The following is a 17,133-nucleotide window of genomic DNA, read 5'->3' as shown; positions in this document are numbered from 1 at the left end:
ATTAAACCTCCTTATTGCCGCGCATTGCCGAAACAATGTCGCTGTAATACTTGTGTGCGATATTTCCGGGGGTTTTTACCTTGACCGAAAACGCCGCCAACTTGTCCGCCGGAACAATCAGCTTTTCGATCTGCGGGTAATCCTCCAGCGCGTCCGAAAGATAATTCTTCACGTCCTCAAACGCTCCGCGGAATACGGTATTTTCTTTCAGCCGCCCGCGGGGAAGCGACGGCCCGGCGTAAACAAACAGGTTATACCCCTGCGCGCTCTCTGCGGGCTTGTCCGTTTCGGATTCCCCGCCGCTTTCGCTGTTTTCGCCCTCTGTGCCGCTCTGTACGGGGCTTTCGCCCTGTGGGGTATCGTCATTATCCTCCCCGGCCCCGTCGCCGCCCTCTGAGGGGTCTTGGGGGCCGTTTTCGGGGGTATCTGCGGTTTTTGCACCCGCCATCATCAATGCGGCGATAATCTGCGGCTTTGTCATGCTGTCGTCGGCCTGAACGCCGTTTTTTGCGGCAATTTCAAGCAATTCGTCTTTCTTCATGCCGGGTTTGAACTCTATTCCTGCCATATAAAATTGACCTCGCTTTCTATAATTGGCATACTCCAATTAGTCATCATTTCGCCCAAATAATAAGGGCGTGTACTGTCCGGGTAAACAATCGTTTCAAGGGGCGGTCGCAAAATATACCGATCTGCAATCATACCGTCGCGCATGAAAGCAATTTTAATTCGGGTCAGCAGGTTCAGAACGCACCGTGCGCCCTCTTCCGCGTCCTCTGAATACGTCGCGGCAACGATTCGCACCATGCAGACGCATTCGGGGTGTTCCCCCGGCTCTTGCGTGTCGTTACTCTTGATGTACTGCAAAAGAACATAAGGAATCCGCTTTGTTTCCGCGTCCTTGTCAGGCAACCGCATTGTATAGACTTCCGGCGGTCGTTCCTTGTGTTCTCCGCTCTTCCTGTCCACCCGAACGGGCAAAATCAGGTCTTTTGTTTCCCGCTCGATATAGACTTTTAATTCGTCCAATAGGTCTAAAGGTGTCATATATCAACCCCTCTTTCAGAATTTCCGCGAATCTCTTGACTTTTGTACTTTTTTGTAATTTAATATATGTTAAAGATAAGAATTTTTCTTATCAATAGCATACTGGAGGTATGAAAGATGTTTAGTGAAATCAAGTATCATGTGGAAAATGGCTCTATTAACGGCGTACCGCTCTACGAAGTTACAGACACATTTACCCACCTGTTCGATGTCAATGCCACTGAGGGCAGAATTTCATGTGACTTGTCGCTCCTTTACACCGCTTTTCAAGATTCGCCCTTGTCGGAATACGACTTTTACTTGCGTATGGGTGATTTTTTCTGGAATTGTGGCACGGCACGTTGTGCCGTTGAAGCGTATAAAAACGCTAAAAGGGTTTCCCCTTTACCCGATCTTGCAGCGGCTCGGCTCTCTGCTGTCAAAAAAAGTCCGTTCCGTAACAAGATGTGTGTTATTACCGGCGATTTATGGAAGATGGAGCGGGCGGAAGCGCTGTTTGAAATCAGGAAGCGCGGCGGCCTTACGTCGGATAACCCTGTAAACTCTATGAACTACCTGATTTTAGGTAGCCAGGAATGGTCGGCCCTAAACGGTGGTGTTGCGTCCCGTAAAGTGCAAAAAGCTGTAGAGCTACGGGACAAGGGAAAAGACATAAAGATCATTTCGGAAGATGGATTTTACGCCATCCTTGATGAAACACCTTGACTTACTTGCCGTAACCGTTTAGAATCCGTTCAATTTCATGCTCCAAGCGTTTCTCAATCGTTTCTTGCGCCGCTTCCTCTACCTGCTCCACTATTTCCAAATTGCCAGCCATTCCCGGAACAGACGGCCCATATTTTTCTGAAACGGGTAAGCGTGGCCTTGTATCTCGTTCGAATATTCCAATATGCCCGCTTTTCATTTGAGCGGTAAAGGCATGGATTAGCGCCGTTGGCGTGCTGTTCCGCTTCACCGCCGCCGTAACCTGTTCGTGGTATGCAGGGCGTTTAGGCGACACATTGAAACGATATAACGGTATCGCGTGTCCGGCATATCGGACGGTTCCCACAACTCCGCCGTCTGCCATTTGCGTTTTTACTGTTATATTCGATTCTGCGCGGATGTCCTTTTGAGATATAGCATAAACTTCTGAAACTGCTTTTGTAGATTTTGTCTTTACAGTGCTGGTCGCTCTCTTGATAACGCTTGAAAGGGCCTTTTCTGCGCCGCCGGGAACTGCCGACAAGATAAGGTTGACCCGCTCAATCTGTTTATTTGTAATCTCGATCATTCTTCGCTCAACCCCTCCAAGTAAAGCACAATTTCCCCGGCTTCCGGGTGAACCTTTGTAATCGTGTAAAAGTCGTCGCCGATCTCCACGGGTTCACCTTTTTTCGGGGTTCGTTTCAGTAGGGAAAGGGGAATATACAGAACAAGATCGATAAGAACTAAGCCGTCTACATGGTCTGTAGACGGCTTTTTCCTATCCTGCGCGCCGCCGTCGTCCAGGATTACCGGCCCTTTATAGCGGGTGTCGGAAATCCAAAATTCTATCACGTCGGCGTGTTCTGCGCTGTTATGGAATACCTCTGTCAAGTCCCGTTGGGTCTGCGCCTTGAAGTTCATACAAGGTCCTTTGCAACGAACCAGCTATTGACTTCATGCGGCACGGTCAACGGTCGGCTGTTCAACTGTAAGAAACGGCGGTCCGGGCGGCGCTCCACCCATGTCTGCGGCACTCTGTCGCCCTCGACTGTAACAAAGCCCTTGCCCTCTTCGGGAATCATGGTAATTGCGCCGTAGTAAATAGAATAGTCCGCTTCGGTGGAAAGCAAGGCCAGCGCACCGTCGGGAACCAGCGGCTTTTCCTGCGGCGCGGCGGGGTCCGTCCAATCGTCAAGGAACCATTCGTTATACTGGTAAATATCAAGGCCCAGCTTGTGAATGGTCCCGATGTAGGTTACGCCGTTCGGAAGCTGGCGGGGCTTGATAACTGCCAGATCATACGCCCGCACGTCCAGAACGTCCTTGACTTTCGGGTGCTTAACGAACGCATTTGCAACGTCTTTCGCCATAACGCAGACGTTACAGTTAATGAAGCCGTTTTTCTGTACGGTTTCATGCCACCGCTCAATGTCCGCCAGCGGGTCGGAAGTGTCGGCGGACCATTTCAGCGCCGCGGTGACGATTGTTTCGGTATTGCTGAAACCAAAGTCGATTACTTCGTTCAGCCCCTCGCCGATAATGGGAATTTGCCCTGTGAAAAGGGCGGTCGCCGCCATCCACTCTTCACGGCGCACGTTCATTTCGTCCAGTTCGCGGAAATCCCTTGCCAGTTTTTCAATGGCCCGTTCTGCTGGCTTTTTCCCACTATAGGGATTCTCGCCTGCGGACCGCTCCAGCAAGTCGTCTGTATTTGTCACTTTGTTCGGGGCAAGCATGGGCGCGGTATAGGTCTTTGTCTGATACCCGCTGTTCGGAACAGTTCTGCCGCCGATTTTCGGGTGAACGAACGGGGCAAGGGCGCGGTTTCCTTTCCTGAAATCCACGTCAACGCTCTTTGTCACGAATGTTTCGCGGGTTCTGAAAAAGGTGTCGCGGAAAAACGTATGCACGGGGGGCATACGCTCCACAATCTTTTTCAGCGTGCGCGGGGTGTAAATGCTGTTTTCAATAGCCATTTTCTTTTCCTCCTATCACTTCAAAAAGATTCCCAGCTTGCGGAAAGCGGGTTTCAGGGCTTCGACGGTTACGCCATCCGGCAAGATCAGCGCGTCGGCAAAAAATTCGCCTGTCAGATAGCACACAACGCCGCCGTCGGTGCTGTTGCCTGCGGCGATACCGTGCAAATTGGCCAGCCCGTTTTCCGTGGCTTCGCTGATTCCGTCTGCGGTCTTAATAACGGGGGCATATTTGCGGACGGTTTCGCCGCTCTTTACGTCCCCAGCTTCCGTTACAACGTGGAAGTCGCCCGCAAAGAAATTCACGGGGTTTGTCTGGTCTTTCTGGATTTCATACATGGTGTTTCCCTCCTTATTTCGCCGCGGGGAAAAGCTTGTCAAGAACCGCGTCAACCTCTTTGTCGTCGTCCTTGTCCGCCGCTCCCTCAATTCCTGCGCCCGCTCCAACGTCGCCCGCTTTGCTGTTCTTCGCGTCGTCGGCGCGGTCCTGAATGTACTTGCCGCCCTGCTTGCGCTGTTCGGCGATAATTGCTTTCGCAACGTCGCCCGCCGCGGTCGGCTTTGTGAACTTCGCTTCGTTCACGATAGCGTCAAAGCCGGGAAGTGCCACTTCCTCAATGTCCTGAATCCGCGTGCGCTCCGCCGCGGTTGCCGCTTCCTCGATCTGCTTTGTCAGTTCAGGAAAAGCCGCTTTCAGGTCGGCAACCGTCTTTATGTCCTTAATTCCGTCCATGTTCTGATCGCTCCTTTTCGGTTCTGTTTTTAATTTTGTATTTGAAAAACCGCCCGGCGTGTGGGCCGCAAGGCGGTTTAACAACGAAACGGGCATATTCGGGAATTGTTCAAGGTTCATTGAAACGCTGTTTACAATAACCTTTGCGGCGTTTTCAACGGTCGTGTCTGCTTCCTCGAACATAAGCCGATCACAAAAGCCAGCGTCAACCGCCTGTTTCCCGTCAAACCATGTTTCCGCCGCCATGATCGCGGCGATTTTCTCCGCTGTCTTGCCCGTTTTCAGGGCATAGCCGTTCACAATGCTTTGCTTAATCACTTTCAGTTCTTCCGACGCTTTCGCAAGGTCGGTTTCGTTGAAGTAACCTAAAAGGCCGATTGACGGGTCATGCACCATGAACACGCCGTTTCCCGGAATTTCGATCACGTCGCCCGCCATTGCAACGATTGTCGCCGCGGACGCGGCCCAGCCGTCGATCTTGACCGTGATTTTCGCCGCATTGTCTTTCAGCCGGGTATAAATGGCATTTGCGGCGAACACGTCCCCGCCGCCGCTGTTGATTCGCACGACGATTTCAGGGACGTTCCCCAGCGCGTTCAATTCCTCCGTAAACTGCAAGGGGGTTACTTCGTCGCCCCACCATGTTTCGGAAGCAATATCGCCGTATAAAATCAATTCCGGGGCGGCGTTTTCGTTCGCCGCGGCCCGGAAATCCCAAAATCGCTTATTGCTCCCCTTGCTCTGCGCCGGGGCTTTCGGTCTTTTCTGTTCCTGTGCCATCCTGTTTAACCTCCCTCAATGCTTTTTCTTCACGTTTTAGCTGTGCAATGTTGCGGTCATAATCGGACCCATTCATTTCCATTGCTTCACGCCCGCGGGTCGAAAAACCGTTTTGCACCCGCTTTTCTGCCGCTGTAACTTCCTGAACAGGATTCAAAAGCCCCTGCGCGGGGCCGTTCCACTCCGCCCCGGTGAAAGCCTTTCGCCTGATCGGGTCGCTAAAAAAGCCAGGCGCGGGGATTCTTCCCTTTGCGACGGCTTCCGCGAACCATTCTTCATAAATCGGCTGGCAGAAATCGTTCGCAAGCCATGTCCGATACATTTTGAACATTTTCCATGCTTCCAAAAGCGCACCCCGCGACGCGCTATACGACGCATTGAAATTCTTTACCAGCAGTTCGTAAGGGATTTCAAGGGCCGCGCCGATCTGTCGGCATATCGCAACCACGAACCCGTCAAAGGCCGTGTTCGGCCTGCCGGGGTTTACGTCGTGGGCCTTTTCTCCCTCGTTCAAGTCCATAATCAGGCCGGGGGCAAGTTCAATCGAATTTTCGTCGTCTGCGTCCACCTGATCTTCCGGCGACACGACTTCGCCGAAACTCCCGTCGCTTGACGCTGATTCCTTTTCGATGAAGATAGCAAACAGGCCGGAAACCACGGCGGCGACAAGTTCCGCCTCTGTATAGCGGCCTAACTGCTTTAAGGCTTCAATGACCGGGGCAAGGAACGGCACGCCGCGCCGCTGTCCTATCCGTTCCCGGTTCATTATGTGAATCACGTTCCGCCGCCCGGTCTTTTCGCCCCATGCTTCAACCCGCGTCCAGCCCCTTTCGGTCATATCGTAGGACAAAGGGTGGTGTTTGCTGATATGGTATGCGACGACTTCCCCCGCGTCGTTTGTTTCAACGCCGCCGACAATGTGCGGGTCAAGTGTCCCGTTTGGATTGCTCAACCTGTCCGCTTCAATCAGGCAGATTCTAAGGTCATAGGGCATATTGACCCGCGATGTAATGGGAAGCGTTGCTATAACGTCGCCGCTCATAAGCCAATTCAGGAAAGCAAGCTGCTGTAATTCATAGAAATTGTCCAGCCGCTCCAAATCGCACGCCGGGGAATCAGCCCACAAAGCAAATTCCCGTTCGATCATGCTTTCAAGTTCCCGCGCGGCTTCCTCTGTCATTCCCAAAACCTCATAATCGACTTGACTTTTCAGCTTCAGGCCGGAACCGACGACGTTTGTTCTGCACGTTTTTAGCGCGCCCGTCGCAAGGGGAACCCCCATATAAAGATCACGGCAACGTTGGCGGAGGGTCGAAAGGTTTTCTTGTATGTCCTCTTTCGCAGAACCTCCGCCGTATGTCCAGCCGATCATGCCCTTTTTGGTATGCGACGCACCGTAATTGCTATACCCGCTGTCCAGTATTTCAAGTTTCCGGCGGGCCGCGGCACGTTTCACCGCTGTTTGCGGAAATACAGCGGCAACCGCTCTGTCAAAGATGTTCAAAGCGTTTCACCGTCCTTTCTTACAGGTCCCGCGGAACTGCCCTGTATATGCGGTTCCTGCCGCCGCGCTTTTCGATGTTCTCCAGCCGGGCAACTTCGTTCGTCCAGTATTCAATTTCTTTCCTGATCTCCGAAAGATTCGCTTTTGTCAGGCTCCGCGAACCTATCGTATAACTTTGATGTGTCGTAACCTCCAATTCTGCGTTTAACCATGCGTCAAGGTGCTTTCGTGCGATTTCAAGCCGTGTTCTTCCCTGTGCCATTTATAGAATACCTCCGTTCGTTCTGGACCGTCTGCCGCGCTTTTTCGGCGTTGCCGCGGGCGCGGACGGGTCAGGCTTTTTCAAAACAGGATTCGCAATTTCAAGCGCGACGGTCGCATAATTCCGAATGTCCAGCGGTTCATTTCGCTTGTACCCTCCGTCTTTCAGGGTCCAGACGTATTGTGCTTTACCCTTTTTGTAGGTCATAACCATTTTTTCAGCGGTCAGCCCCCGGAAATATTCTTGCGTGTACCCCCGGTCTTTGTCTTTCGGAAAATGACAGTAGTTCGGTCCCTCTTCCTGCACCGCCAGCCGCTGATACAAAATCGCCTTGCCCGTGTCAACTCCAATCGTGAACAATGGCGTTTTTACGCTGTTTGCGGTTGACGGCCTATTGAAATACGGCACGTCCGCGCCGCCCTTGCCTTTGATAGCAAAGACGCGGCGGGCCGTCCGTTCTTTGCAGAAACGGTAAACCTGATTCGTAAAGTGACCGCCGGAATCCACGCAAGTACAAATGATTTTCAGCCGCCGCCCGTCCGCCGTTGTGAACGTCTGCGAAAGAAAAGCGTCAAGTTCATTCCAAACGGGCTTCAATTTCAAGTCGCCGTAAATCGCTTGATACCGAATACCCCAGCTTTCCTTGTCAACGCCCCATCCGACAACTTCAACCTCGAAACGGTCGTCCTGCACGTCAACGCCCGCGGTCAGCACCAGCACTTCTTCCGGCACTTCGCAATTATATTTTTCCCGCCGCTTGTAAAGATCGTCGGTTTCGATCTGTTCGCCCTCTTCTTCCCATGTCTGCCCCATTTCGGTATTCGTCCAGACTTTGAGAAGTTCAATATTGCCTTTCTTTTTTTCGTCGTTCGCGGTAATGAACTTTTGCACAATCTCCCGCCATTCGACGAACATTGAAGCAAGGGCGTTCAGGTGAAATCCGCGCACTTTCCGTTCGGGAAACCGTGCGACAAACTTTCCGCCGCCGAAATGCTCTTTCCACTCTGTTTCACTTGATATAACGCCGCATTCTGGACACACGCACGAAATTTCTTCAAGGTCGTTCGGGTCAAATACAATGTTCGCCCATTCAAGAGGGGTCAGCGCACCGCACGCTGGGCAAGGCACGTTCCATTCCTCTTGCGTGCTGTGTTCGTATTCAACTTCGATTCTTGAAAGCCCCTTGATTGTCGGCGTTGACACGTCAACTTCTTTTTTGTTCCAAAATGTAGTAAGCCGCTTCCCCGCAAGTAAAAGGGGGTCGCCCTCATTGCCCGCCGTCGCCGGGTATCTGTCGATTTCGTCGGCAAGCAATATCCGAATTGGACGGGAAGCAAGGGACGACGGGGAATTTGCCCCTACGATCGTTACATGACCGCCGGGGAAAATCTTTTGCAAGATCGTGTTTCCGCTGTTTCTTGCCTTGTCGTTTACCTTGTCCCGCAAAACGGGGGTGTCGCGCAACATGGGGGAAAGACGGTCTTTGCTGAATGATTCGCCCATCTGTATAGTGGGTTGCAATACCATGATCGGCGACGGGTCGTAGTGCATGAAATAGCCTATCGGGTTTAGAATGAACCCGTCCGTCTTTCCGATCTGCGCCGCGCTCATGACGACAACTTTTTGAATGCTTACGTCGCATATCGCGTCCATGATTTCTTTCTGATACGGGGCCTTTGACGTGCGCCAGCGGCCCGGCTCTGCCGACGATTCAGACGAAAGACGGCGGTATTCGTCCGCCCATTCCGAAATTGTCATGTCCGGCGGCGGGGCAAGAACCGCGAAAATCCGGCAAAACAAATCAACCGTCGCTTGCTTCATCGTCCTTTGCCCCCTCTCCAAATGCGGCGTTGAAGTCTGAAAGTTCCTGCAATGCTTCGTCGATATGCTCTTTTAGCAGTTTGAATATTTCCGCCCTGTCCGTTTTCCTGCAAAGAACCGGGGCCAGCTTCGCGGGGATAGCCATAAGCCGCGCTTTGAAGTTCACCAACATATCTTTCATGACGGCTTCTATGTCCTCCGACGCATGAAGTCGGTTTTCTTTCAACTGCAATTCGTATTCTTCGTTTTTCCGCTTCGCCCGAACCAGTTTTGCCCGCTCGGTGTTGTAGTCTATCGCTTCTTCGCTTTCCGGGTTCCGCTTTCGTAGGTAGTTTATATAGCGGCGGTTTGTGTCGATCAGGTCGTACAGGCCGGGGCGAACCTCTGCAATCACTTTTTCGTCGCGCAACTGCCGCACCCGCCGTTCGGACACGTCCATAAATCGGGCAACCGCTTTCACGTCGTAAAGTTTCAAGTTTTTTCACCCCTCCCGATCTGCGCGAACCGCTTTTTTGACCCCCTCCCCCTAAAAAACGCCCGCCGAACCGCGGAAGCGTTCAAAAATTTTTTGTCCCTGCCCCTGCGCTGGGGTCGCCCGAACCCGCAAGCTTTGTCAGCTGCCGAAAGAACCTATCGCCGGGCCGCTGTCACACGTCTAAATCGTCCGAAATATCGTCGCTTTCGTCGTCGATCTCGCCTGTTTCCGGGTTTACCTCGAATGCGCCGGATAATTTTTGCTTTGCAAGGTTGTACTTGCGTTCTTCAAGCCGCACCCGGCGGCATTCCAGTTCATACCCCTTGATTGAATCAAGCAGTTTTATAACGCGCCCGTGTATCTTGTTCAACTCTGCTTCAAGCTTCATCGTTCGGTCAAATGCGCTGGCTTTTATAACCGTCTGCATTGTGACATTATATGCGCTCTCTTCCAGTTCCCGCGCCCTGTCGCCTGTGGTGTCCTGCAAGGCCGCAATCTCCCTTTGCAGACGTTCCAGTTTCTTTTCCTGCTGTCGTGTCGGCGGCTTTCCTCCCTCGCCGCTGTCCATATCCCAAAGCAAGGAATCTTCTTCCCGTTGCAGGGCTTCCAGCTTTTCGCGCTGTTGCTTCAACCGCTCTTGACCTTTCGGCGTTCTCATTTCCACCACGCGGTCTATATACAGGCTGTCCGGCTCCGCCGCTTCAAGCGCGGCAATCTTGTTTTGCAAGTCGATTTCCTTTGCTAAAAGCTGTTTCAACTCTTCAAGCATATTTGTTTCGGTGTCCAGTGTTAGGCCCTCAATATATGCCCGCTGTTCCGGCTGGAGATCGTCAAGGCGAACCGCGGTATATGCGCCGTGTGTTTCCGCATTCCTGTTCCCTGTGGGCGCGCCCGCTCCCGCGGCGTTCTTGTTGCCCGGCTGTCCGCCGCGCTTCCGGGGCGGTTTCTGCGCGTCAAGGGCGGCTTGCCACCCGTCCGCGCTCTTCCACTTGCGAACCTGCGCGGGGGTCGTGCCGACGCTCTCCGCAACCTGTCGGGCGGTCATGGTCCCGCCGGACTCCAGCCACACCCGGCGGGCTTCGTCCCGCGCCGGGCTTCTTTCGCGTGCCATGCGCCCGCGCCCCCTTTCGTTTGTTTTTCATTTTCCGCCCCGCGCACCCTTGCGGAAGCGCATAAAAAACGGGCCGTGTTCAAAACATGGTCCGTTTTTTATCATGCGGGCGGCGTGGAGGATTTCGCCGCCCGTTTCGTTGTGTTCACTTATCACGATACCCATTATAGCAGATAAATCAGGCAATGGGTGGCAATCTTATTTTTGCGGGAAATTGAACCGCGAAACCGCCTTGTTCTGCGAAAAAAGCCTTGCAAGCCGATTCAAAGCGTCGTTCCGAATATTCCGGCATTGCCGGGGGCTGTAATTGACCCGTGCCGAAATCTGTTCCCATTGTAGGCCGTCTATGTAGAACCCCAAAACAACCGCCCTTTCATGGTATGTCAGGCGGTTTAATTCCGAAAGAATTTCCGCCTTGATCTTTGCAAGCCTGCTGTTTTCACGATTCAAGCTTTCAATCGTGTTTGTGACCGAACGGGGAATGTTCAGCGCGGCCCGCTCGACGGGGCTTTCGCCCCCGCCGCTTCCGCGGGGCATTCCGTCCATATTTACCGCGCCCACCGTCGTGTAATACTGATCTTCAAGGTTCTTTATAACCCGCTCGTTCAGTTTGATTGATTTTTCAATGTCACGGTAAAACCGCAAAACCGAAATAACCTTTTCCCGCTTCATCGTCTGTTTTTCCTCCTGTGTCTGCTTTTAGGGCGGCTTGTATATCCGGCGATAGGGCCTTTCCCGTTCGCACCGCCTGATTTCCGCCCGGTATCGCTGTTCTATGTCCTGCGCCCGGCTCCGCTCCATCTTCCGCCGCTGTGCGCGGCTTTCTCTCCCGATTTCCTCCAACTCTTTCCGTAGATCGTCCAAAGCTTCAAAGTCAGACGGGCCGACCGCCGTTAAAATCCGCGAAAATTCCGCCACCGCTTCCTCTATGGCAACTCGCACGCGTTCCGCCCAAATCCGCGCGGCTTCTTTTATCGCTTCCGCTTCTTCTTCTGTAAAGCCGCCGAAAATCAATATTTTTTCCGGGTTCATCGGTTCACCCTCAATCCGCCAGCTTGTCAATGGCAATATAGAGGGCGTGAACGTCTGCCGTCCAGTCCCGCGAATGGTCGAAAGATTCCCCTTTCCCCATGCAGTATTCCAGCAGATTCTTTAATTGCAGGGCGGCGCGGTCAACGCTCATTTCTTGATTGTCTGCCCGCTCCGCGCTCATAGGCGGCGGGGAAGAGGGGGCGGGCGGTTTATCCTCGGCTTCCGGCTGTCCCTGCGGCTCTGTGCGGCCCTCTGCGGGCGTTTCCGCTGTGGGTGGCATTTCTTCCCGCCGCTTTGTTTCCGTGGTCTGTGCGGCGGGCTGTGGCGCACTTACGGGGGACGCTGGCGGTTCTTCCTGATATTCAATCGGGGGCGCGGGCGGTTGCTTGACTTCCGCCGCGGGCGGCGTGTCCTGCTTCCGCTCCCGTGCGGTTCTGATCGAGATTTCCCCGCTTTCCCTGTAATCTTCAAACGCCGCTTGCTGATCTGCCGGATTCAGGCCGGAAAGTTCATAGGCCGTCGAAATATTTATGCGGTCCTCTTGCAACTCTGCTTTGAATGCGGGGCAAAGGTTCCGAATAATCGCGTCATACCTCCCGATCTGTGTTGTGCTGGTATGAAGTACCTTTGCGATAAAGTCCCGCGTCCCGTCCGCCTGAACCTCTGCACCGCCGAACGCCGTTGCAACGATGTTTTGCAGGACGGCGACGAAACGGGGCTTTGTGCGTGCTTTCTCCAGCACTTCCCGCAAGAACCGCACTTCTTCGATCTTGTCCCATGCGGTTTTCTCCCGCTGTGAATTTGTGACAATCAGCATAAGGCCGTCGCGCACTTCCTGATCTTCCGCCGCTTCTTCGTTCGGCTCAATGTCGCACGGTACAAACTCGAATTGCGGCTTTCCCTCTTCCACAAGGGCAATCGACGCAAGCCGCCGCCTGTGTCCCGCTATGACCTTATATTTCCCGCCGTCCATCGGCACGACGACAAGGTTTTGCAGGACCTTTCCGGCGATTTCGATTGCCGCTTTCAGTTCGTCGATCTCCCGCATGGAATAGAAATTTTCTTCCGACGGCACAAGGTCAAAGACGCTGATTCTTTCAATCCGGCTTTCAGCGGGGCGGGGGATAGGCTCCCCGCCGCTTGCCGCCGCTTTCGACGCGTCGCTTAAAATCTGATTCAGATTGAATCTTGCCATAATGTACGCCCCTTTCTGTCCGATTCGGACACGTCATTTCTTGCCGCGCTCCAAATATTCCCGCACAAATGCTATATAGTCCATTGCGGCCCCGCTCCGACGACTATATTCTGCAATGGGAGATTCTGCAAAGGTGCTTTCCGTCACTTTCTCCGAATAGCGAATGTGCGTGTCGAAAACCGGGTATTCGGGCTGGCTTCGCAACCACTCTTCCCCCTGCTTGTCCGCGTCTGTCCGCTGAAAACAGGTAATCAGGCAACCCGCCAGCCGCAAGCGCGGGTTCAGGTCGTCCCGCGTGTCCTCGATCTGCTCTTTCAGTTCCGCCAAACCGTCAAAGGCGTATTTGTCAATCTTGATCGGAATAATCACGTCGTCGGACGCGACAAGGGCGTTAATGGTCGAAATGTTGATGTCGGGGGCGTTGTCTATCAAGCAATAGTCATATTCGCCCGCTATGGGGTCCAGCGCGGCCCGCAAGCGCGTTTGTTGCGGACGGGTACTGTCCATCATGACTTCAAGGTTCGCGCGAATCAGCGTCATATTGGCGGGCAATACGTCGATTCCCTCGAACCGCGTTTTCTTTATGGCTTCGTGAATATCCAGCCGCCGCGCGGTCAGTACGTCCGAAATGCTCTTGTCGTCGTAGGAATGAACCCCGAACATTTTTGACGTGTTGCCCTGCTTGTCGTTATCCACAATCAACACCCGCTTACTGTGGAAAACTGCCAGAACGTGGGCCATGTTGTCCGCGGTCAGCGTCTTTGCAACGCCGCCTTTCAGGTTGATAATTGAAATGATTTTCACCGTGCAAACCTCCTGTTTTTATTTTTGACCCGCCGGGCGGCGGGGTTAGTGCTGAATCAGCCGAAAGCGCACTCCCGGCGCGTCTTTAACCTCAATCGGCGCATACTGCCCGGAACGGTCCAGTTCAAACCGAAATTCAACCTTTCCCGTGCGGACGTAGTGAACGCAAGCAATGTCCGTGATCGTGTGAACCGTCCCCGTTGTGTCTTTGAGTTTGTCGCCGATCTCAAAGGGGCAAAACGCGTTAAACTGCGCTTGAATCATTTCTTTTTCCTGCCTTTCTTCTTTTTCTTCTTTATGGGGTAGGTGGGCGGCGTAGGTTCCTGCCGCTTTTCCTCTTCCTTTATCACTTCCAGTTCTTCCACGTCCTCCCGGCGAAAAACAAAGGCGCTTCCTGGGTCATAGTCCCCGATCATCCAAACGCGCTTGAATGATTCAAAATCGTTTTTGTACCGGGGGAATGGGTGGGTCTGTTCGGCGTAATAAATTCCCATCATCATTCTTTCGTCGTCGGCCTTGCTCCAATCGTACAGGTGGTAATATTCGCCGTTGTCGTACTCCCAAAGGGTAAGGCGAACCACCAAACCGTCAAACTGTTCATTTGCTTTCTGGATGTTCTCAAAGTCCCGGTAGGTCAACCCCTGCCCGGCGTATTGCTCCCGTAGGTCCTGAATGGTCTTACCGCCCGTTTTCAGGCGGCAACGTATAACTTTCGGTTGATAAGTCATTTATTTTCACCGTCCTTGTTATGCTTCAAATAGGTTCCCTTGCGTGTCGTCCCGCTCCAATGGGCGGACGGGCGGCGGCGCGTCAAGCACCTTGCGGCATTCCCGCGCCATTTCTTCAAGGCGCGTTACGAACTTTTCATTCACGACTTTGTAAGGGAAGATAACCGCCGCAAGCAAAAGGCCCGCTTTTGCCGCAATATAGCTTTGACCGTCCGGCGTGACCCGCTCGTATAGTTGCACCATGTCCAGCACGTCCTCCAACGGGGCAAGGTATTTCCTCTGAATGAACGTGATTCCGTTTCGGGTCTTTAGCGGTTGCAGTTCCGCGCCGCCGTAGATGATCGAAAAGTCGTCGTCGCGCAAAACCCGCTCCGCCGGGTCTGTGTCGTCCACGTTGACCGCTTCCGGCATTTCAGATCGCCGAACAACGATGTTTTCCCGCTGTTTCTCCGATATGTCGAACACGGCGCAAAGGGTTTCTTCGTCCAGTATGGGAAGCCCGATCAAAGGGTATATCGCGTAACCGTCGCCCAGCCATTGCGTGATTTCCCCCGTGCTGTCCAGCTTGTCAAACAGGCGGAACCCCTTTGCTTTATTGCATAGGGCGACAACCTTTTTCAGTTTCATTCCGCGTCCCCCTCCCAATTCCACCAGCCTTGCTTGCCGCGGGCCGGAATAGGCTTGTCGAACATAACGGGGTTTTGAAGCACCCATGCGAACCGCCCCGGCGAATAGTCGCCCAGCACCCGCTCCCGCTCGGTCAGTTTGTGCATGATCTCTTCCACGGGGACGCAATCGACAATTTCAACCGTGCCGACAACTGCGCCCAGCGGCAATACCGTTTTCCCGCCGACGGCTTGCATAAGGCCCCAAAATTCATTATCTGAAAGCCCCATTGTTGCACGCTTCAATTCTGCTTTCCCCGCATGAACCGCGACGCGGCCCCGAATGCTTGTCCGCTGCGGGCGGGTTTCGTAATGTTTCAGCCCCGCAACGGTCGCGTATGCGTAGGGCTGATATACCGTGTAGGCTTTCACGTCTGAACCTCCTTTTCTCCATTGTAGACAACCACCATTGACGGGAACGGGGCGGGGGCGTATGCGTTGCCCTCTTCATCGGTGAAGCGCAACCGCCCGCGAATGAACCTGATTTCAGCTTTCCCGTATATGTAGTCGTGAAAGTATGTTGTGTCCGTCCGGGCCGGAATCAGCAAAACGACGGTCGCGCCGCCCTGCGCTTCCTCATAGGCTTTGCGAACCCACTTGCCAACTTCGCGCCCGTATGGAGGGTTGCAGAATACAGCACCCCCCCCCGCAACTTTCCACGGGCTTTTCAGCCCGTCGGTTTCGGGCGTGTAGTATGTGGGGCATTTCGCGCTTTTTGCCGTTGCCGCCGCGTCAAGGGTGAAATGAAATTCCCGGTTCAGCGCGTCGAAAAAGGCTTGCGGCGTGCAATAGTCCATCTTCTTACTGCTGAAAAGCGCGGCATTCATACGCCCACCCCCGTGTCGTCTGCCGCTCCCGCCGCTTTCAGCATTTCGGCAACGTCGCCGCGGCGTGCGCCCTCAATCTGGACGTGCCAGCGTTCCCCGATTCGGTATGCGTCGATTTTCCGGCGCGGGCAAATGCCCTTGACGATCTCCGCGGCGGCGTTTCCCGCCGCTACAAGCAGAATCAGGAACCCGGCCCATGTCCAGAACCCCGAAAGAATGAATCTGATAAACTCCATGATTATTTCCCCCTTTCTAACTTCTCCGCAATGCTTGTGATACCCCGCGCCGCGTCCCGAATGTTTGCGTCTGTTCCTGCTGTGATTTCTAAAATCTTTGCAATATCCCACAATTCACGGGCCGCGGCTTCCGCGGTTTCTTTCAAGCAACACGGGCAAACGGTTTCGCCCTCTGCAATCTGCTTTCCACATTTCGCGCATTCCTGATATTTCACCGTCGCCACCTCCCTTACAACGGTTTCCCGAATACGACGACGGTTCCAGTCAGCACCGCGCCGACGATGAACACAAGCCATGCCAAAACAAGGGCAATCACGATATTTTCAAGCCACCCCGTCGCACGCAAGGCCCATTTTGCCGCCGTAAGCGGCCCACGCTTGCGCTGTGCGGCCCGCTTTGCTTCCGGGTCATTCCTGTTCAGGTCATACGTGTTCGCCTTTATAGCCGCTGTCAGGCGCGGCGTGAAGTGCCTTTTCACCGTGAATATCGCCCAATAGACGACAATTAGAATTGCTCCCGCTCTCATGTCGATTCCTCCGTTTCGATCTTTGTTTGTGTGTCATAGTCCCAAAGGCGAATTTGTGCCATTTCCAACGCTAACCGCTCCGCCGCTTTCTTGTAATAGTCGCGGTCAATCTCAAAGCCGACGAACTCGAACCCCTGCCGCCAGCACGCAATCAGGCTTGACGCGCTCCCGGCGTGTGTGTCAAGGATTCTGTCGCCGGGGCGGGCGTAGTTCTGCAAAATCCATTCATACAGGCGGATGGGCTTTTGTGTCGGGTGTATGGTGTCCCCGTCTCGTTGCAGTTCAGCCCGATTGATAACGACAACCCGCGTCGGACAGTCAAAGGACGAATAGGCAAGTTCGCAATCGCTCATTGATAGCCCGTGCTGGCCTTTATCCCAAACCACCCAGCCCTTTGTCCCACGGGTCGGCATGGGGACAAAGTAATTCCCGCCGAAAATTATTTGATTTTCCGAAACCCGTTCCAGTTCGCGGAAGTATTCAGGCGGCGGCGTTTCTCTGTCCCATCCCTTGCGGGCGTGAAACTTGCGGTTGTGCTTCACGTTGTTATGTACCCGCTTGCGCTGTCCGTCATGCCCGATACCGTAAGGCGGATCGCATATAGCAAGCTGAAAGAACTTGTCGGGAATCTCCTGCATTGCTTCCATGCAATCAGCGTTATAAAGGCGGTTCAGGTCAAACACGGCTCATTCCTCCCCGCGGCCCCTTAACGCCAGCATTTTCT

At 53.7% G+C, this 17,133-nt stretch carries 26 protein-coding genes; 1 reads left to right on the top strand and 25 read right to left on the bottom strand.

From position 1 onward, the window contains the following. Nucleotide 1 precedes the first annotated feature (1 nt). Nucleotides 2-568 (bottom strand): hypothetical protein, encoded by a 567-nt coding sequence (locus U8U68_RS03315; protein WP_322199430.1) that lies wholly within the window; start codon nucleotides 566-568, stop codon nucleotides 2-4. Next, complete coding sequence (locus U8U68_RS03310) at nucleotides 556-1,047, bottom strand: hypothetical protein (RefSeq protein WP_322199429.1); 492 nt, start codon at nucleotides 1,045-1,047, stop codon at nucleotides 556-558. Before U8U68_RS03310 ends, U8U68_RS03315 begins: the two co-directional genes overlap by 13 nt. A gap of 117 nt (nucleotides 1,048-1,164) precedes the next feature. Here U8U68_RS03310 and U8U68_RS03305 point away from each other — a divergent pair, with 117 nt between their 5' ends. Next, nucleotides 1,165-1,752, top strand: coding sequence for a BRCT domain-containing protein (locus tag U8U68_RS03305; RefSeq protein ID WP_322199428.1), 588 nt, complete (start codon nucleotides 1,165-1,167; stop codon nucleotides 1,750-1,752). A 1-nt stretch (nucleotide 1,753) separates the two neighbouring features. Here the strand turns inward: U8U68_RS03305 and U8U68_RS03300 are convergent, their stop codons facing one another. The 23 genes from U8U68_RS03300 to U8U68_RS03190 form a co-directional block, all read right to left on the bottom strand. After that, nucleotides 1,754-2,320 (bottom strand): phage tail protein, encoded by a 567-nt coding sequence (locus U8U68_RS03300; protein ID WP_322199427.1) that lies wholly within the window; start codon nucleotides 2,318-2,320, stop codon nucleotides 1,754-1,756. Further along, a complete protein-coding gene (locus U8U68_RS03295; RefSeq protein WP_322199426.1) occupies nucleotides 2,317-2,655 on the bottom strand; it encodes a hypothetical protein in 339 nt (112 codons plus the stop codon). The genes U8U68_RS03300 and U8U68_RS03295 overlap by 4 nt, the downstream gene beginning before the upstream one ends. Then, nucleotides 2,652-3,710 carry a major capsid protein gene (locus tag U8U68_RS03290; protein WP_322199425.1) on the bottom strand — a complete coding sequence of 353 codons (1,059 nt, stop codon included), beginning with the start codon at nucleotides 3,708-3,710 and terminating at the stop codon, nucleotides 2,652-2,654. The genes U8U68_RS03295 and U8U68_RS03290 overlap by 4 nt, the downstream gene beginning before the upstream one ends. Before the next feature lie 15 nt (nucleotides 3,711-3,725). Next, complete coding sequence (locus U8U68_RS03285) at nucleotides 3,726-4,049, bottom strand: hypothetical protein (protein WP_322199424.1); 324 nt, start codon at nucleotides 4,047-4,049, stop codon at nucleotides 3,726-3,728. 13 nt (nucleotides 4,050-4,062) lie between these two features. Next, the gene (locus tag U8U68_RS03280) at nucleotides 4,063-5,223 is read right to left on the bottom strand and encodes a head maturation protease, ClpP-related (RefSeq protein ID WP_322199423.1); all 1,161 of its coding nucleotides are present in this window, start codon (nucleotides 5,221-5,223) and stop codon (nucleotides 4,063-4,065) included. Continuing rightward, nucleotides 5,168-6,727: a phage portal protein gene (locus U8U68_RS03275; RefSeq protein WP_322199422.1), complete on the bottom strand. Its 1,560-nt coding sequence runs from the start codon at nucleotides 6,725-6,727 to the stop codon at nucleotides 5,168-5,170. The genes U8U68_RS03280 and U8U68_RS03275 overlap by 56 nt, the downstream gene beginning before the upstream one ends. A gap of 19 nt (nucleotides 6,728-6,746) precedes the next feature. Beyond that, nucleotides 6,747-6,989 carry a DUF6148 family protein gene (locus U8U68_RS03270; protein WP_322199421.1) on the bottom strand — a complete coding sequence of 81 codons (243 nt, stop codon included), beginning with the start codon at nucleotides 6,987-6,989 and terminating at the stop codon, nucleotides 6,747-6,749. Next, nucleotides 6,990-8,810: a phage terminase large subunit family protein gene (locus tag U8U68_RS03265; protein WP_322199420.1), complete on the bottom strand. Its 1,821-nt coding sequence runs from the start codon at nucleotides 8,808-8,810 to the stop codon at nucleotides 6,990-6,992. It lies immediately after the preceding gene. Beyond that, on the bottom strand, nucleotides 8,791-9,285 hold the full coding sequence (locus U8U68_RS03260; protein WP_120428237.1) for a hypothetical protein: 495 nt from the start codon (nucleotides 9,283-9,285) through the stop codon (nucleotides 8,791-8,793). The genes U8U68_RS03265 and U8U68_RS03260 overlap by 20 nt, the downstream gene beginning before the upstream one ends. A gap of 172 nt (nucleotides 9,286-9,457) precedes the next feature. Beyond that, complete coding sequence (gene terS, locus U8U68_RS03255; RefSeq protein WP_322199419.1) at nucleotides 9,458-10,396, bottom strand: phage terminase small subunit; 939 nt, start codon at nucleotides 10,394-10,396, stop codon at nucleotides 9,458-9,460. Between the two features lie 198 nt (nucleotides 10,397-10,594). After that, the gene (locus U8U68_RS03250) at nucleotides 10,595-11,068 is read right to left on the bottom strand and encodes a hypothetical protein (protein ID WP_322199418.1); all 474 of its coding nucleotides are present in this window, start codon (nucleotides 11,066-11,068) and stop codon (nucleotides 10,595-10,597) included. A gap of 27 nt (nucleotides 11,069-11,095) precedes the next feature. Then, complete coding sequence (locus U8U68_RS03245) at nucleotides 11,096-11,428, bottom strand: hypothetical protein (RefSeq protein WP_322199417.1); 333 nt, start codon at nucleotides 11,426-11,428, stop codon at nucleotides 11,096-11,098. Nucleotides 11,429-11,438: 10 nt separating this feature from the next. Further along, the gene (locus U8U68_RS03240) at nucleotides 11,439-12,623 is read right to left on the bottom strand and encodes a ParB/RepB/Spo0J family partition protein (RefSeq protein WP_322199416.1); all 1,185 of its coding nucleotides are present in this window, start codon (nucleotides 12,621-12,623) and stop codon (nucleotides 11,439-11,441) included. A gap of 33 nt (nucleotides 12,624-12,656) precedes the next feature. Further along, entirely contained in the window at nucleotides 12,657-13,427 is a 771-nt protein-coding gene (locus tag U8U68_RS03235; RefSeq protein ID WP_322199415.1) for a ParA family protein, read from the bottom strand. Between the two features lie 45 nt (nucleotides 13,428-13,472). Further along, a complete protein-coding gene (locus U8U68_RS03230; protein WP_322199414.1) occupies nucleotides 13,473-13,691 on the bottom strand; it encodes a hypothetical protein in 219 nt (72 codons plus the stop codon). After that, entirely contained in the window at nucleotides 13,688-14,155 is a 468-nt protein-coding gene (locus U8U68_RS03225) for a hypothetical protein (protein WP_322199413.1), read from the bottom strand. The genes U8U68_RS03230 and U8U68_RS03225 overlap by 4 nt, the downstream gene beginning before the upstream one ends. A gap of 18 nt (nucleotides 14,156-14,173) precedes the next feature. Further along, nucleotides 14,174-14,782 (bottom strand): hypothetical protein, encoded by a 609-nt coding sequence (locus U8U68_RS03220; protein WP_120428229.1) that lies wholly within the window; start codon nucleotides 14,780-14,782, stop codon nucleotides 14,174-14,176. Then, nucleotides 14,779-15,192, bottom strand: a complete 414-nt coding sequence (locus tag U8U68_RS03215) for an ASCH domain-containing protein (protein WP_322199412.1) — start codon at nucleotides 15,190-15,192, stop codon at nucleotides 14,779-14,781. The genes U8U68_RS03220 and U8U68_RS03215 overlap by 4 nt, the downstream gene beginning before the upstream one ends. Beyond that, nucleotides 15,189-15,647, bottom strand: a complete 459-nt coding sequence (locus tag U8U68_RS03210) for a DNA N-6-adenine-methyltransferase (RefSeq protein WP_322199411.1) — start codon at nucleotides 15,645-15,647, stop codon at nucleotides 15,189-15,191. Before U8U68_RS03210 ends, U8U68_RS03215 begins: the two co-directional genes overlap by 4 nt. Continuing rightward, nucleotides 15,644-15,883, bottom strand: a complete 240-nt coding sequence (locus U8U68_RS03205; protein ID WP_322199410.1) for a hypothetical protein — start codon at nucleotides 15,881-15,883, stop codon at nucleotides 15,644-15,646. Before U8U68_RS03205 ends, U8U68_RS03210 begins: the two co-directional genes overlap by 4 nt. 2 nt (nucleotides 15,884-15,885) lie before the next feature. Next, nucleotides 15,886-16,098, bottom strand: coding sequence for a hypothetical protein (locus U8U68_RS03200; protein ID WP_322199409.1), 213 nt, complete (start codon nucleotides 16,096-16,098; stop codon nucleotides 15,886-15,888). Nucleotides 16,099-16,112: 14 nt separating this feature from the next. Beyond that, on the bottom strand, nucleotides 16,113-16,409 hold the full coding sequence (locus tag U8U68_RS03195; protein ID WP_322199408.1) for a hypothetical protein: 297 nt from the start codon (nucleotides 16,407-16,409) through the stop codon (nucleotides 16,113-16,115). Then, nucleotides 16,406-17,092 (bottom strand): DNA methyltransferase, encoded by a 687-nt coding sequence (locus tag U8U68_RS03190; RefSeq protein WP_322199407.1) that lies wholly within the window; start codon nucleotides 17,090-17,092, stop codon nucleotides 16,406-16,408. The genes U8U68_RS03195 and U8U68_RS03190 overlap by 4 nt, the downstream gene beginning before the upstream one ends. Nucleotides 17,093-17,133: the final 41 nt, after the last annotated feature.

Source organism: Acutalibacter intestini, assembly GCF_034334985.1.
Lineage (GTDB): Bacteria > Bacillota > Clostridia > Oscillospirales > Acutalibacteraceae > Acutalibacter > Acutalibacter intestini.
Note: the sequence above shows the minus strand (reverse complement) of the source record. Positions and strands in the feature narration are given on the sequence as shown.